The sequence below is a fragment of the Arthrobacter sp. HMWF013 genome (genome assembly GCF_003061105.1).
Classification (GTDB): Bacteria; Actinomycetota; Actinomycetes; order Actinomycetales; family Micrococcaceae; genus Arthrobacter.
Genome location: NZ_QAIQ01000719.1, coordinates 1 through 15379, shown reverse-complemented (window position 1 = coordinate 15379; position 15379 = coordinate 1). Strand labels below are relative to the sequence as shown.

The window sequence follows — 15379 nt, the reverse complement described above, 5'->3', positions numbered from 1 at the left end:
TCCCGGTCCTGCCCCAATGGTCCGCTGAGGCGCATCTGGAGATGATGAACCGCCTCGACATCGCAACTTCCATGCTCTCCATCACCTCGCCAGGAGTCCTCTTCGGCGAAAACCCGGTTGAATGGGCCAGACGCGTTAATGAATACGGTGCCGAACTCGTCCAAAAACACCCGGGAAGGTTCGGACTGCTCGCCACCCTCCCCTTACCCGACGTCGATGCCGCCCTCGCCGAACTGGCCCACGCCCTTGATAATCTTCACGCTGACGGCATCGTCATGGAGACCAACTTCGATGGCCATTACCTCAGTGACCCCCTGTTCGAACCGGTCCTGGCTGAACTCGATCGACGCCGCGCGACATTGTTCATCCACCCAACCTCGCCGGCGTGTTTTGAACACACCTCCCTGGGCTACCCCCGCCCTGTCCTCGAGTTCCTCCTGGACACCACGCGAACAATCGCAGACCTGGTTCTCGGCGGAACACTGGACAGATACCCAAACATCCAGATCATCGTTCCCCACTGCGGCGCAGCACTGCCATCCGTCGCCGACCGGCTGGCGGGCTTCTCCGCCCTGTTCCCCCTCGGAGGCCAAAACCCCGGGGACATCGACGTTATCGGCACTCTGCGGCGTCTGCACTATGAAGTCGGAGCCGGATACCCGTTCCCACGCCAGCTCAGCGGTCTCCTGGACCTCGTGGAACCAAGCCAGTTGCTCTTCGGAACGGACTATCCCTTCGGTGGCCTGGCCGGTATCGAGCGCAACATCAGCGCCCTGGAAGAAACGAGCCTCCTGAAGAAGGACGACGTCCGAAATGCCTTCCGGACAAATGCCCTCAGCCTCTTCCCGAACCTGAGCTCGCGTTAAACGCCCCCTCCAAACACAAAGCAAAGGCTATGCCCTTCGCTGCTTTGCAACCCCGCCTTTCGTTGAATGGAGCACACCTCAAGCTGACGTCAGCGAGAAGCACGCCAAACGTCAAAATAGGGTTCGCCATGCCTTCCTACACTCCCCCGCGGACCGTCAAGATCCCAATCCGACGCCGTCGGAAACGTCCGTCTGTGTCAATGACTGGTGAACGACATCATGGAATGAGCACGGAAAGCATTCTTCCTGCCCACACTTATCCGGTCGCCGTACTGTCGGGCATCAACTAATCTGCTACGACCGTCGGGGACCCTGGCCACCAAAGAGGAATCCTCTGCGTCGTAAACGCCGAGGAAAGCGGAATCGAACGCAACTGCGGCGACCGGCAAGGTTATGTATAAACAAGACCTACTGGGGCGCGCCTGAACCACTGGCCCGGTGCGATCGCCCTCCACAGCAAGCACTGACCGCTCAGGAGGACGTTGTGACGACCGACAGTCAGGTTACTCAGGCCTCTTGGCGGCATAAACCCAGATAGACCGAGAACCAGCGACCGCGACATACATCAGGGGCCGCGAAAAATCAGACTTAAGTGTGGACAATGTCCACACCACCTTTGGCCGGACAAATCAGCCGCAGCCGCCTTGAATCGGCCCGCAGGAAGCAGCTGGACGACGGGAAAGCTGGAAGAGAAGTCACCCCTAGTCATGCCGTCAACACAACGCCCAGCCATGAACGGGTGATGGCTAACCATGGCCACCACAACAGGAAAGAAAAGAGGACGCCTACCCATTTCCCAGCATGCGGAGACCACCCACACACCTGAATAGGCCCCGCGGCAGCCGGGCCACAACCCGCGCACCTAGCGTCAGAGGGACGCCGCCACAAGCTATGTCAACACGTTAAAGCAAAAACCCCTCTGACGAGGGGATATGCCGTGCCCGAGGTGGGACTCGAACCCACACACCTTTCGATACCGCATTTTGAGTGCGGCGCGTCTGCCAATTCCGCCACTCGGGCGCGGAATACATGGAGCAACAGGGTACGCCCACAGCTGATTGTGAGCAACGCGATCACTTCACGTACGCGGAATTACTCTACATGCAGATAGGCTGAATTCCAGAATCGCGCCGCCGACGCCGCAACCAACCCATGCAGATCAAAGTACGGCCGCGGGCCCACCTAAGATGGTGATGTTCCCCCGTACCTTTCCAAGGAGATCCCGTGACTGAACAGACGGAGTCAAACCCCACGTCCCAGCCGGCGCGCCGCGTCATTGTGGCCGAGGATGAAACCCTCATCCGCCTCGACATCATCGAAATCCTGCGCGGCGAGGGCTACGAGGTTGTGGGCGAGGCTGACAACGGCGAGAAGGCCGTGCAGCTGGCCGAGGAGCTCAAGCCTGACCTGGTCCTGATGGATGTGAAAATGCCCGTCATGGACGGCATCACTGCCGCTGAGAAGATCGTCAAGGCCCGCATCGCCCCCGTGGTTCTGCTGACCGCGTTCAGCCAGAAGGAACTGGTGGAGCGGGCCCGCGACGCCGGCGCCATGGCGTACGTGGTCAAGCCCTTCACCCCCGCGGACCTCATCCCGGCGCTGGAGATCGCACTGTCCCGCCATGAGGAAATCAAGGCCCTCGAGAGCGAAGTGTCTGACCTCCAGGAGCAGTTCGCCACCCGCAAGCTGGTGGAGCGTGCCAAGAGCCTGCTGACCACCAAGATGGGCCTGACGGAACCGGAAGCTTTCCGCTGGATCCAGAAGACCTCCATGGACCGCCGCCTCAGCATGCGCGAGGTCGCCGAGACCATCATCAACCAGGTCAACTAACAGCCGGCCCCAAAGCAACAAGGCAACAAAGCCACAAAGCAAAAGGGAGGATCCCCGCCATTCGGCGGGGATCCTCCCTTTTGTGCTAAAGCCTGATAGCTAGGACTTCTTCTTCTTTTCCGGCCACGGGCCCAGCTTTTCCTTCGGTGCCGCGCCTTCTTCGCCCAGACGTGAGGTGTCGGCGAGGTCGCCTACCCTGTGCGCCTTCAGCGAGTTGGTGGAACCGGCTTTTCCGGGAGGGGAACCGGCAGCGATGATCACCAGGTCACCGTCTTCCACCAGGTCCAGTTCCAGCAGGCTGCGGTCAACCTGGGCGGTCATTTCGTCGGTGTGGCCCACCATGGGGACCAGCACCGGCTGGATGCCCCAGGTCAGCGCAAGCTGGTTCCACACGTGCTCCACCGGCGTGAACGCGAACACCGGCTTGATGGGGCGCAAACGGGAGAGGCGGCGTGCCGAGTCGCCGGACTGGGTGAACGTACAGATGTACTTTGCTTCCAGCTGATCGGCGATCTCGACGGCGGCACGGGTGATGGCACCACCGCGGGTCTTGGGCTTGGTGCCCAGCGGGGGGACGCGCTCCAGGCCGTGGACCTCGGTGGATTCGATGATCCGGGCCATGACCTTGACGGTTTCAATCGGGTACTTGCCCACGCTGGTCTCACCGGACAGCATGACAGCGTCGGCACCGTCCAGCACGGCGTTGGCGCAGTCCGAAGCCTCCGCGCGGGTGGGGCGCGGGTTGTCGATCATGGATTCCAGGACCTGGGTTGCCACGATGACCGGCTTGGCCCAGCGGCGTGCCAGTTCAATGGCGCGCTTCTGGACGATCGGCACTTCCTCGAGGGGAAGTTCCACACCGAGGTCGCCACGGGCCACCATGATCGCGTCGAACGCGTCGATGATCTCGTGCAGCTGCTCCACGGCCTGCGGCTTCTCGATCTTGGCGATGACCGGCACGCGGCGGCCTTCTTCGTCCATGATCTCGTGCACGCGGCTGATGTCAGTCGCATCGCGGACGAAGGAGAGGGCAACCATGTCCACGCCGCGGCGGATGGCCCAGCGGAGATCGTCCTCATCCTTTTCGCTCAGCGCCGGGACGTTCACGGCCACGCCGGGAAGGTTGATGCCCTTGTTGTTGGACACGGACCCGCCCACGGTCACCGTGGCGACAACCTTGACGTCGTCCACCTCGATGGCACGCAGCGCCACCTTGCCGTCGTCGATCAACAGGGCATCTCCCACGTTGACGTCTTCGGTGAGGCTCTTCAGCGTGGTGGAGCAGATGTCCTTGGTGCCCGGCACGTCCTCTGTGGTGATGGTGAACGTGTCACCCTCGGCGAGGACGTGGGGACCGTCCACGAACCGGCCCAGGCGGATCTTGGGACCCTGCAGGTCAGCCATGATCGCTACGGGCTTGCTCAGCTGGGCCGCCGCCTTGCGGACATTCTCATACGTGTTGTCGTGCACGGAGTAATCGCCGTGGCTCATGTTCATCCGGGCGACATCCACACCGGCTTCCAACACCGCAAGCGTGTTTTCGAAGCTGGCAATTGCCGGGCCGAAAGTGGCCACAATCTTAGCGCGTCTCATATACCTACCCTAGTAGTTTGCTGCATTGGTTAAGTTGTTGTGGAGATGAACCTGCGGCGAACGCCGGAGCGTGGAAACGCCGGATCAGAGGACGGCGATGGCGCGGTCCGTGGGAGCCACCGGGGCCGGCAGGATGGTGCTGCCCATGAGGAACTTGTCCACGGCAGCCGCTGCGGCACGGCCTTCGGCGATGGCCCACACAATGAGCGACTGGCCGCGGCCGGCGTCACCTGCCACGAAGATGCCCTCGGTGTTGGTCATGTAGTAACCGTCGCGGGCTACGTTGCCGCGGCCGTCGAAGTTGGCCTTGACCTGCTCGTTGATCCCTGACGGTTCCGGTCCGGTGAAGCCCAGGGACAGGAACACGAGGTCCGCGGGAATGATCCGCTCGGTGCCTGCCTTGGGCAGGCGCTTGCCGTCGACGAATTCCGTCTCGGCAACCTTCACGCCGGTGAGCTTGCCGTTCTCCCCCACGTATTCCACCGTGGAGGCGAGGTACGTGCGTTCGCCGCCTTCCTCGTGGGCGCTGGCCATTTCGAAGAGGGTGGGGAACGTGGGCCAGGGCTGGTGCCCTGCTCGTTCCGACGGCGGCTGCTTGCCGATGGCAAGGGTGGTCACCGAGGTGGCACCATGACGGTGCGCGGTGCCGAGGCAGTCGGCGCCGGTGTCGCCGCCGCCGAGGATGACCACGTGCTTGCCCTTGGCGTTGATCTGGTTCTCGATGGTCTCCCCCGCCACCACGCGGTTTGCAGGCACCAGGTAGTCCATGGCGAAGTGCACGCCGTCGAGGTCGCGGCCCGGGATGGGCAGGTCACGCGGCACGGTGGCGCCGGTGCAGATCACCACGGCGTCGTAGCGGCGGCGGAGCTGTTCCCAGGTCACATCGGTGCCCACGGCGACGCCGGTGCGGAAGCGGGTGCCTTCCGCCTTCATCTGCTCGACGCGGCGGTCAACGTGGTCCTTCTCCATTTTGAAGTCAGGAATGCCGTACCGGAGGAGCCCGCCGATCTTGTCGTCGCGCTCGTATACCGCCACAGTGTGGCCAACGCGGGTCAGCTGCTGTGCGACGGCAAGCCCGGCCGGACCGGATCCGACGACGGCAACGGTCTTGCCGGTCAGGCGCGTCGGGGGCAGCGGGGTGACCCAGCCGTTCTCGAACGCTTCGTCGATGATGGAGACCTCAACCTGCTTGATGGTCACCGCCGGCTGGTTGATCCCCAGCACGCAGGACGCCTCACACGGTGCCGGGCAAAGCCGGCCGGTGAACTCGGGGAAGTTGTTGGTGGCATGAAGCCGCTCAATCGCTTCCTCGCCCTTGTCGCGCCAGGTGAGGTCGTTCCACTCCGGGATCAGGTTGCCCAGCGGGCAGCCCTGGTGGCAGAACGGCACGCCGCAGTCCATGCAGCGGCCCGCCTGTGCCTTCAGGACACCCTTTTCCTGGGCCTCATAGACTTCCTTCCAGTCCATGATGCGGACGGGAACGGGACGGCGCGGCTGGGTTTCACGCTGGCGTACTTTGAGAAATCCGCGTGGATCAGCCACCGGTCACCTCCAGGATTCGAGACCATACTTCTTCGCCGTCAGGGTCGAGACCCTCTTCGATGGCGTCAAGGCGGGTTTGCTGGACTGCAGCGTAATCGCGCGGCAGCACTTTGGTAATGCGGGCGGCCGTGTCGTCGAAGTTGTCCAACAACCGGGCAGCGAGCAGGGATTCGGTCTCCTCGTGGTGCTTGACCAGGAGGCCGTGCACGATGTCGCGGTCCTCGGCGTCGAGCTCACGGAGCTGGAGTTCGCCTGACTGCAGCGCGTCCTTGTTGACCTTCGTGGTCTCCAGGTCCAGCACGTACGCCGTACCGCCGGACATACCGGCGCCGAAGTTGCGCCCCGTGCGGCCAATGATGAGCGTCTGCCCGCCGGTCATGTACTCGCAGCCGTGGTCGCCGATGCCTTCGACGACGGCCGTGGCACCGGAGTTGCGGACCAGGAAGCGTTCGCCCACCTGGCCGCGCAGGAACATCTCGCCGCTGGTGGCGCCGTAACCGATCACGTTGCCGGCGATCACGTTGTTCTCCGCCTTGAAGACGTTGGTGCGGTCCGGGCGGACAATGATGCGTCCGCCGGACAGGCCCTTGCCCACGTAGTCGTTCGAGTCACCCAGCAGGCGCAGCGTGATGCCGGCCGGCAGGAACGCACCGAGCGACTGGCCGGCAGTACCGGTCAGGGTGATGTCGATGGTGTCCGTGGCCAGCACGTCCGTGCTGAACGTCTTGGTCACCACATGGCCCAGCATGGTGCCTACGGAGCGGTCGGTGTTGATCACGTCAACAGCGATCTTCACCGGGCTCCGGTCGGTCAGGGCTTCGGTGGCCATGGTGATCAGTCGCTGGTCGAAGTGCTTGTCCAGTTCGTGGTTCTGCCCGGTCATGTTGCGCAGCGGGGCGTCATCATCGAATTCGAGACCATGCAGGATCGGGTCGAGGTCCAGGCCCTCGGCCTTCCAGTGGTTGATCGCTTCGCGGGCGTCCAGGGCCTCGGCGTGGCCGATCGCCTCTTCGATGCTCCGGAAACCGAGCTCCGCGAGGATCTCGCGGACTTCCTCGGCCAGGAATTCGAAGAAGTTGACCACGAACTCGGGCTTGCCGGTGAAGCGTGCCCGCAGTTCGGGATTCTGCGTCGCAACACCCACGGGACAGGTGTCCAGGTGGCAGACGCGCATCATGATGCAGCCTTCCACCACCAGCGGCGCGGTGGCGAAGCCGAACTCCTCGCCGCCCAGCAGGGCGGCAATAACCACGTCGCGGCCGGTCTTGAGCTGGCCATCCACCTGAACCACTACACGGTCACGCAGGCCGTTGAGCATCAGGGTCTGCTGGGTCTCAGCAAGTCCAAGCTCCCACGGCACACCTGCGTGCTTGAGCGAGTTCAGCGGCGAGGCGCCGGTTCCGCCGTCGTGGCCGGAGACCAGTACGACGTCGGCCTTCGCCTTCGTCACGCCGGCGGCAACTGTGCCGATGCCCACCTCGGAGACGAGCTTGACGTGCACCCGGGCCGAGGGGTTGGCGCGCTTCGCATCGTAGATGAGCTGCGCGAGGTCCTCGATCGAGTAGATGTCGTGGTGCGGCGGCGGTGAGATGAGACCGACGCCGGGCGTGGAGTGGCGGGTCCGGGCCACCCAGGGGTAGACCTTCTGTGCCATCAGCTGGCCGCCTTCGCCGGGCTTGGCACCCTGCGCCATCTTGATCTGGATGTCGTCGGCGTTGCTCAGGTAGAGGCTGGTGACGCCGAACCGGCCGGACGCGATCTGCTTGACGGCGGAACGGCGCTTCGGGTCCAGCAGGCGGTCCACGTCCTCGCCGCCTTCACCGGTGTTGGACTTGCCACCCAACTGGTTCATGGCGATCGCGAGGGTTTCGTGGGCTTCCTGGGAGATGGAACCGTAGCTCATGGCACCCGTGGAGAAACGCTTGACCACGCTGGAGACGGGCTCCACTTCCTCAAGCGGCACCGGCGGACGGTTGCCGGTCTTGAACTTGAGGAGCCCGCGCAGGGTCATCAGGTTCTCGGACTGGTCATCCACGCCCTTGGTGTAGGCCTTGAAGATGTCATAGCGGCGCTCACGTGTGGCGTGCTGCAGCCGGAAGACCGTCTCAGGGTTGAAAAGGTGCGGCTCGCCGTCACGGCGCCACTGGTATTCGCCGCCGCCAAGGAGCGGGCGGTGCGGCTGCTCGATGCCGCCCTCCGGGTAGGCCATCTGGTGGCGCGCGGAGACTTCAGCGGCGATGACGTCGAGGCCGACGCCGCCGAGCTGGGAGTGCGTTCCGGCGAAGAATTCGTCCACCAGCTCCTGTCCGAGGCCCAGGGCTTCGAACGTCTGGGCACCGGTGTAGGACGCCACGGTAGAGATGCCCATCTTGGACATGATCTTCAGGACACCCTTGCCGAGGCCCTTGATCAGGTTATAGACGCCATCCTGCGCGGTGACGCCAACGACGTCCCCGCTGCTGATGAGCTGTTCCACGGATTCCATGGCCAGGTACGGGTTCACGGCTGACGCGCCGTAGCCGATCAGCACCGCAACGTGGTGCGTCTCGCGGACGTCACCGGCCTCGACCACCAGGGCGGTCTTGGTGCGGTTGGCGCTGCGGAGCAGGTGGTGGTGCACGGCGCTGACAAGCAGCAGCGACGGGATGGGCGCCCACTGGGCATTCGAGTCGCGGTCCGAGAGGACGACGTACTGCACACCGCGGTTGATGGCGCCGGAAACCTGCTCGCAGATTTCCGTCAGGCGGGCACGCAGCGCGTTCTCGCCGCCTTCGGGGCGGTAGAGTCCGCGGACCTTCATGGCCACGCGGTCGCCGTCGGCGTTTTCGATGTTGGCGATCTTGGCGAGCTGGTCGTTGTTGATCACCGGGAAGGGGAGCTGGACCTGGGGCTGGCGGACCTGCTTGGTGTCCAGCAGGTTGCCGTTCGGGCCGATGGCACACGTCAATGACGTGACCAGCTCTTCACGGATGGCATCCAGCGGCGGGTTGGTGACCTGCGCGAAGGACTGCACGAAGTAATCGAACAGCAGGCGCGGTCGCTTCGAGAGCACAGCCACCGGCGTGTCCGAACCCATGGCGCCGAGCGGCTCGGCACCCGTGCGGGCCATGGGGCCTAGCAGGATCTTGAGCTCTTCGGTGGTGTAGCCGAAGGTCCGCTGGCGGATGTTCACCGAAGCGGCCGTGTGGACCACGTGCTCGCGCTCGGGGAGGTTGTTGAGGTCGATCAGGTTGTCCTTGACCCATTCGGCCCACGGGTTCGCCGCAGCGACCTCGGCCTTGACCTCTTCATCATCGATGATGCGGCCGGAGTCGGTGTCCACCAGGAACATCTTGCCGGGCGAGACACGGCCCTTCTTGACCACCTTGGAAGCTTCGACGTCGATCACGCCAACTTCGGAAGCGAAGATGATCAGGCCGTCTTCGGTGATCCAGTAGCGGCCGGGGCGCAGGCCGTTGCGGTCCAGGGTGGCGCCCACGAGGTTGCCGTCCGTGAAGGAGACTGCGGCCGGACCGTCCCACGGCTCCATCAGAAGCGAGTGGTATTCGTAGAAGGCGCGGCGGGCCGGATCCATCGTGGCGTGGTTTTCCCAGGCCTCGGGGATCATCATCATGATCGAGTGCGTGATGGGCCGGCCGGAGAGCCAGAGCAGCTCGGCGACCTCGTCAAAGGAAGCGGAGTCCGAGGCACCAGGGGTGCAGATCGGGTACAGCTCTTCCGGGGAATCGCCCAGCAGCGGGTTGGCAAGCTGCGACTGGCGGGCACGCATCCAGTTGCGGTTGCCCTTGACCGTGTTGATTTCGCCGTTGTGGGCAATGGTGCGGAAGGGCTGGGCAAGCGGCCAGGACGGGAACGTGTTGGTGGAGAAGCGCGAGTGGACAATGGCCAGCTTGGTCTTGAAGCGCTTGTCCGACAGGTCAGGATAGAACGGCTCGAGCTGCGCCGTGGTGAGCATGCCCTTGTAGACGATGGTGCGGGAGGACAGCGACGGGAAGTACACGCCGAACTTGTTCTGCGCACGCTTGCGGATCCGCCAGGCACGCGAGTCCAGCTCGTTGCGGTCCAGCTCTTCGCCGTTGGCCGCCGCCAGGAAAGGCTGGGAGAAGTACGGCATGCAGGCACGCGCCATGGCGCCCACGAGATCGGCGACGATGGGTACTTCGCGCCAGCCCAGGACGGTGAGGCCCTCATCAGCGGCGAGCCCTTCGATGCCGGCCTTGGCGGCATCGGCTTCGCGCTTTTCGGCGGGCAGGAAGGCAGTGCCGGCCACAAACTGGCCGGGTGCGGGGAGTTCGAATTCGGTGACAGCCCGGAAGAACTCGTCCGGGATCTGCATCAGGAGCCCTGCACCGTCACCGGTGCCCTCATCGGCGCCCACGGCGCCGCGGTGCTCAAGGTTGCGCAGTGCGGTCAGGGCGGCGTCGACAATGTCGTAGCCGGGTTCGCCGCGGAGCGTCGCGATGATCGCAAGGCCACACGCGTCTTTTTCATGGTCCGGGTTGTACAGACCCCGTGCCTCCGGGAGCGCGGCGAAGCGCTTGAATGGAGAGACGGGGCCCTCTGATCCTATTTTTTCGGACCAACGTGGGCTATGAAGATGGGTCATCGAAGACGTCCTTCCTCGAGATCGTGCGTATGGAAGGGACACCGTTGGCCCCACTCGTCGGCGCCTGACGTGATGGCACAACAAAGTGTTATTTACAGGAAATTGTAGGCCAGGCTGGCCTGCTGAACTAACAGTTACGCAGGCATCCGGCCCCGGGCTTGACCCGGCCAGCCTGTCTCTGCTGCCGGTTGGGCCCCGTTGCCACGACGCTGTGGTGTGTGGGCGCTCAGAGCGGTGACTCTGCGACCCTGCCGTGCTGGCTTGCTACTTGCTCTTGCCAGCCTCCGGCGCGGATTCCGTGGCCTTGTGGCCGAAATTTCCGGCTACCGGCGACTCCGGAACGGGCTTGTTGCCGTTCCTTAATGCCGCTTCCACTTCCGTTGGGGCGGAAGGGTCCCGGGAACCGTTTTTGTTATCAGGGAGATTATCACGGGATTCACTATCTGAGACAACGGGGTCCATATCGCGGACCTCGGCCTCATCAGCCGCCTCAGCCTCCAAGGCCTCACTGCCGGCCGGTTCGCGGCCGGGCAGATAAGGGGTGTCCGGCTCGGGGCGCCCCTTCATTCCCAGCAGGACGAAGACGATGAGGGCAACTACAAAGACGAAGATGCTGGTCCAGACGTTGAGCCTGGTGGTGATGCCGAAGAGGCTGATCTGCTCGGCTTCGTCGATCCGCATGGCTTCGATCCACACCCGGCCCAGGGTGTAGTACATGGCGTACAGCCAGAACAGGCGGGCGCGCCTGAAGTGGAATCTCCGGTCCAGCGCGAGGAGGATCACCACACCCACGAGGTTCCAGACCGACTCGTACAGGAAAGTGGGGTGGAAGAGGGTGTCCGCCGGTGTGCCGGCGGGGAAGTTGGGGTTGTCCGCATCAATCTGCAGTCCCCAGGGCAGGGTGGTGGGTCCGCCGAAGAGTTCCTGGTTGAAGTAGTTGCCCCAGCGGCCAACAGCCTGGGCAAGCAGGAGGCCCGGTGCTGCGGCGTCCAGGAAGGCTGTGAGCTTGACCCCGGACCGGCGGCAGCCGATCCAGGCGCCGAGGACACCCAGGACCACGGCACCCCAGATTCCCAGGCCGCCGCGCTGGATCTGCGGGATGAGCCAGAGGTCACCCGTCCCGTCGAAGCCCGGGCCGAAATAGGCGTCCGGCGAAGACACCACGTGATAGAGGCGGCCACCAATGATGCCGAACGGGATGGCCCAGATGACGATGTCCCAGACACTGCCTTCGGGAGCACCGCGCTTTGCCCACCGGACAGAGGTCAGCCACAGGCCAACGATGATGCCGGCAAGGATGCACAGGGCATAGGCGTGGATCCGCAGGGTCCCCCACGGCAGCGGGATGTCGAAACCGGACCAGTCCGGGCTGGGGATGCTTGCGGGCACCATAACGGCAGCCTGCATGAGGGTCTGCATTGGTTTTAGGCTTCTTCCCTGACGAGTCCGGTGCTGAGCTCCCGGGTGAGGTCGGCAACTGCCTGGACGCCGCCGTCGCGGATGGCCGCAACCAGCGCGGTTCCCACGATGACGCCTTCGGCGTAGGCCCCGATCTCACGGACCTGGGCTGCTGTGGACACACCGAGTCCGACGCACACGCGCTCGGCTCCCGCGTGGTGTGCCGCGGCAACCACGTCCTTGGCGGCGCTGCTGACCGAGGTACGGGCACCCGTCACGCCCATGATGGAGACGGCGTAGACAAAGCCGCGGCTTGCCTCAACAGTGCGCTTCATGCGCTCAGGCGTGGAGGATGGAGCCACGAGGAACACCCGGTCCAGGCCATACTTGTCCGAGGCTTCGAACCATTCCGATGCCTCGTCCGGGATGAGGTCCGGCGTGATCAGCCCGGCTCCCCCGGCCTCGGCCAGCCGGCGCGAAAACTCGTCCACGCCCATGCGGACCACGGGGTTCCAGTAGGTCATGACCAGGACCGCTGCATCGGTTTTGCTGGTGATGCCGGCGACGACGTCGAAGACCTGGCGCACGTGGAAACCCTTGGCCAGCGCCTCGGTAGTGGCGGCCTGGATGACCTGGCCGTCCATCACCGGGTCAGAGTAGGGGATCCCGATTTCAATCAGGTCCGCCCCGTTCTCGGCCAGGGCAATTCCGGCGGCGATGGTCTGCTCGACGTCCGGGTAGCCGGCCGGGAGGTAACCGATCAGGGCGGCGCGGCCTTCGGCGCGGGCCTTGTCAATCGCGGCCGCCGATTTGCTGGCCGTTTGCGCGGTGCTCACAGCTGCTCCCCCTCTTTGCCGATTTCGGCTTCCGGTGAATCCTTGTCCAGCAGGTCGAACCATTCCGCAGCCTGGGCCACGTCCTTGTCGCCGCGGCCGGACAGGTTGACGATGATGATCTTCTCTGAGGCGTCCCCGGCTTCAGCAGCCAGCCGCTGGCCCACCTTCATGGCACCGGCGAGGGCATGGGCTGATTCGATGGCGGGGATGATGCCCTCGGTGCGGCACAGGATCCTGAAAGCCTCCATGGCTTCGGCGTCCGTGATGGGCTCGTAGCTGACCCGTCCGATATCGGCCAGGTAGGCGTGCTCCGGGCCTACGCCGGGGTAGTCCAGCCCGGCGGAGATGGAGTGCGACTCGATGGTCTGTCCGTCGTCGTCCTGCATGAGGTAGGAACGCGCTCCGTGGAGCACTCCGGGCTTGCCCAGGGTGATGGTGGCGGCATGGCGTCCGGTGTCCACGCCGTCGCCGCCGGCCTCGAAACCGTAGATCTTCACCGACGGATCATCGAGGAATCCGTGGAAGATGCCGATGGCGTTGGACCCGCCGCCGATGCAGGCGCAGACGGCGTCCGGCAGGCTGCCTGTCTGTTCCAGGATCTGGGCGCGGGCCTCTTCGCCGATGACCTCGTGGAAGTAGCGGACCATGGCCGGGAACGGGTGGGCTCCGGCGGCGGTCCCCAGCAGGTAGTGGGTGTTTCCGACGTTTGCCACCCAGTCGCGAAGCGCCTCGTTGATGGCGTCCTTGAGGGTCTGGGATCCGCTGGTCACCGGGATCACCGTGGCGCCCAGCAGTTCCATCCGGGCCACGTTCAGTGCCTGGCGGCGGCAGTCTTCGGCGCCCATGTACACCACGCACTCCATGCCCATGAGGGCAGCGGCGGTGGCGCTGGCGACGCCGTGCTGGCCGGCCCCGGTCTCCGCGATGATGCGGGTTTTGCCCATCCGCTTGGCCAGCAGTGCCTGGCCGATGACGTTGTTGATCTTGTGGGATCCGGTGTGGTTGAGGTCCTCGCGCTTGAGGAACACGCGGACTCCCCCGGCATGCTCGGCGAAGCGCTTGGCTTCGGTAAGCAGCGACGGGCGGCCCGAGTAGTTCCTGTTCAGGTCCGCGATCTGGGCAACGAAGTCCGGATCGGCCTTGGCCTTTTCAAAGGTGTCCTCGAGCTCATCCAGTGCAGCGATGAGGGATTCGGGCATCCAGCGTCCCCCGTAGGTGCCGAAATACGGCCCCGGGGCGTGCTTCAGCGAACCGCCCTGCAGGAATGCCTCCGCAGTGTTGTTCTCAGCGTCTGAGGGTGCGTCAACCATCAGTCTCACCGTCCTGTTCCAGTTGATCGTTCAGAAGTTTTGTGCCGCCGGCACCAGCGCCGGCGGGTTGGGGCCTAGGCCCGGGCAGCGATGGCGGCAGCGCCGGCCGCGGTGAACTCGGCGATCCGCTCACGGGGTGTGGAATCGCTCACGAGGGCTTCGCCCACCAGGATCGCGTTCGCGCCGTTTGCCGCATAGTGCCTCACGTCGTCCACGCCGCGCACGCCGGACTCGGCGATGACCAGCGCTTCGGCAGGAATCAGGCCGGCGAGCGAGGCAAAGACGGAACGGTCGACGTCGAGCGTTTTCAGGTTGCGTACGTTGACGCCGATGATCCGCGCCTCAGCCGCTACCGCACGCTCAATTTCCTCTTCCGTATGCGTCTCCACGAGCACGTTCATGCCGAGTTCACGGCTGAGCGCGCTGAACTCCTGGAGCTGGGCATCGGACAGGGCAGCGACGATCAGCAGGATGAGATCGGCACCGTGGGCACGGGCTTCCCAGATCTGGTACTCATCGAGCGTGAAATCCTTGCGCAGCAGAGGAGTGTCCACCCGGGCGCGGACAGCGTCCAGGTCTGCCAGGGAGCCGTTGAAGCGGCGCTGTTCGGTGAGCACACTGATCACGGCCGCACCGCCACGGGCGTACTGTTCCGCGAGCGAGGCCGGATCAACGATGGTGGCGAGGTCGCCCTTGGACGGGCTGCGCCGCTTGATCTCGGCAATCACCTTCAACTGGTCCCGCTGCGAAGCCGTGCCGCCGAGGGCCACCCAGGCATCACGGGCAGGCTCCGCGGCTGCGGCGCCGTCCTTCAGTTGTGCAAGCGAAACGAGGCGCTTCCTGGCCTCCATATCCTCCCTGACACCGGCGTTGATGTCATCGAGAACAGTTGCCATCAGTGGCCGGAGTTCTTCAGCTTGCTGCCTTCGACGCCATAGCCTGCCTTGCGCATGATGAATCCGGCGATGAGCCCGAGCACCATGACTGCCGCGCCGGCAATGAAGATCGGGGTGTTGGCGATCACGAACGCGATGGATGCAATGAGGGCGCCGACCAGCATCACGATCACGCAGGTCCACGCCGCGGGGCTGTTGCCGTGGCCAAGTTCCTGGCTGTGGTCAACGGCGCCGGGGGCTACGGTTCGGGTGCCTGACTTGGATACGGACGCAGGTGCTTTGCTCATGTGAATCTCCTCGGGATGAATACTGCTTACATTCTGCCATTTTTTGGCCGCGGCCTGCTTATCGGCGGCTGCGCGGCCGTGTCCGGGGGTGTGGCTTATGTTTTTCGGGTGGGTGGCTCAGGTGGGATCGTCGCCCCGGGACAGCCGGTCCCAGCTGTCGATCTCGTCCACCGGACCGGCCGGCGCTGTGACTCCGCCGGTGGCTGGTGTTGAGT

The 15379-nt window shown here is 64.5% G+C and carries 10 protein-coding genes and 1 tRNA gene; 2 read left to right on the top strand and 9 right to left on the bottom strand.

The genetic code is table 11. The features are described 5' to 3' along the window. The coding region (locus DBR22_RS23195; protein WP_219928162.1) for an amidohydrolase family protein at nt 1-866 on the top strand (866 nt) is incomplete at its 5' end. Nucleotides 867-1804: 938 nt separating this feature from the next. Here DBR22_RS23195 and DBR22_RS23190 read toward each other — a convergent pair. After that, a tRNA-Leu gene (locus tag DBR22_RS23190) sits at nt 1805-1886 on the bottom strand. Nucleotides 1887-2090: 204 nt separating this feature from the next. Between DBR22_RS23190 and DBR22_RS23185 the strand changes: the two genes are divergently transcribed. Then, complete coding sequence (locus DBR22_RS23185; RefSeq protein ID WP_108600906.1) at nt 2091-2696, top strand: ANTAR domain-containing response regulator; 606 nt, start codon at nt 2091-2093, stop codon at nt 2694-2696. 99 nt (nt 2697-2795) lie between these two features. Here DBR22_RS23185 and pyk read toward each other — a convergent pair whose 3' ends face one another. From pyk to DBR22_RS23145, 8 genes are all read right to left on the bottom strand, one after another. Then, nucleotides 2796-4289: a pyruvate kinase gene (gene pyk / locus DBR22_RS23180; RefSeq protein WP_108600905.1), complete on the bottom strand. Its 1494-nt coding sequence runs from the start codon at nt 4287-4289 to the stop codon at nt 2796-2798. Between the two features lie 84 nt (nt 4290-4373). Next, a complete protein-coding gene (locus DBR22_RS23175; protein ID WP_108600904.1) occupies nt 4374-5831 on the bottom strand; it encodes a glutamate synthase subunit beta in 1458 nt (485 codons plus the stop codon). Beyond that, entirely contained in the window at nt 5824-10437 is a 4614-nt protein-coding gene (gltB, locus tag DBR22_RS23170) for a glutamate synthase large subunit (RefSeq protein WP_108600903.1), read from the bottom strand. The genes DBR22_RS23175 and gltB overlap by 8 nt, the downstream gene beginning before the upstream one ends. Nucleotides 10438-10701: 264 nt before the next feature. Continuing rightward, nucleotides 10702-11856, bottom strand: a complete 1155-nt coding sequence (gene lgt, locus DBR22_RS23165) for a prolipoprotein diacylglyceryl transferase (protein WP_108600902.1) — start codon at nt 11854-11856, stop codon at nt 10702-10704. Between the two features lie 5 nt (nt 11857-11861). Then, entirely contained in the window at nt 11862-12671 is an 810-nt protein-coding gene (trpA, locus tag DBR22_RS23160; protein ID WP_108600901.1) for a tryptophan synthase subunit alpha, read from the bottom strand. Beyond that, nucleotides 12668-13981 carry a tryptophan synthase subunit beta gene (trpB, locus tag DBR22_RS23155; RefSeq protein WP_108600900.1) on the bottom strand — a complete coding sequence of 438 codons (1314 nt, stop codon included), beginning with the start codon at nt 13979-13981 and terminating at the stop codon, nt 12668-12670. Before trpB ends, trpA begins: the two co-directional genes overlap by 4 nt. Before the next feature lie 74 nt (nt 13982-14055). Then, nucleotides 14056-14877: an indole-3-glycerol phosphate synthase TrpC gene (gene trpC, locus DBR22_RS23150; protein WP_108600899.1), complete on the bottom strand. Its 822-nt coding sequence runs from the start codon at nt 14875-14877 to the stop codon at nt 14056-14058. Continuing rightward, nucleotides 14877-15164: an HGxxPAAW family protein gene (locus DBR22_RS23145; RefSeq protein WP_108600898.1), complete on the bottom strand. Its 288-nt coding sequence runs from the start codon at nt 15162-15164 to the stop codon at nt 14877-14879. Before DBR22_RS23145 ends, trpC begins: the two co-directional genes overlap by 1 nt. Between the last annotated feature and the right edge of the window lie 215 nt (nt 15165-15379).

Bases quoted from the DNA above. Each gene is read 5' to 3' on its own strand.
- pyk (WP_108600905.1), bottom strand. From the start codon at position 4,289: ATGAGACGCGCTAAGATTGTGGCCACTTTCGGCCCGGCAATTGCCAGC.
- gltB (WP_108600903.1), bottom strand. From the start codon at position 10,437: ATGACCCATCTTCATAGCCCACGTTGGTCCGAAAAAATAGGATCAGAG.
- lgt (WP_108600902.1), bottom strand. From the start codon at position 11,856: ATGCAGACCCTCATGCAGGCTGCCGTTATGGTGCCCGCAAGCATCCCC.
- trpB (WP_108600900.1), bottom strand. From the start codon at position 13,981: ATGGTTGACGCACCCTCAGACGCTGAGAACAACACTGCGGAGGCATTC.
- trpC (WP_108600899.1), bottom strand. From the start codon at position 14,877: ATGGCAACTGTTCTCGATGACATCAACGCCGGTGTCAGGGAGGATATG.
- DBR22_RS23145 (WP_108600898.1), bottom strand. From the start codon at position 15,164: ATGAGCAAAGCACCTGCGTCCGTATCCAAGTCAGGCACCCGAACCGTA.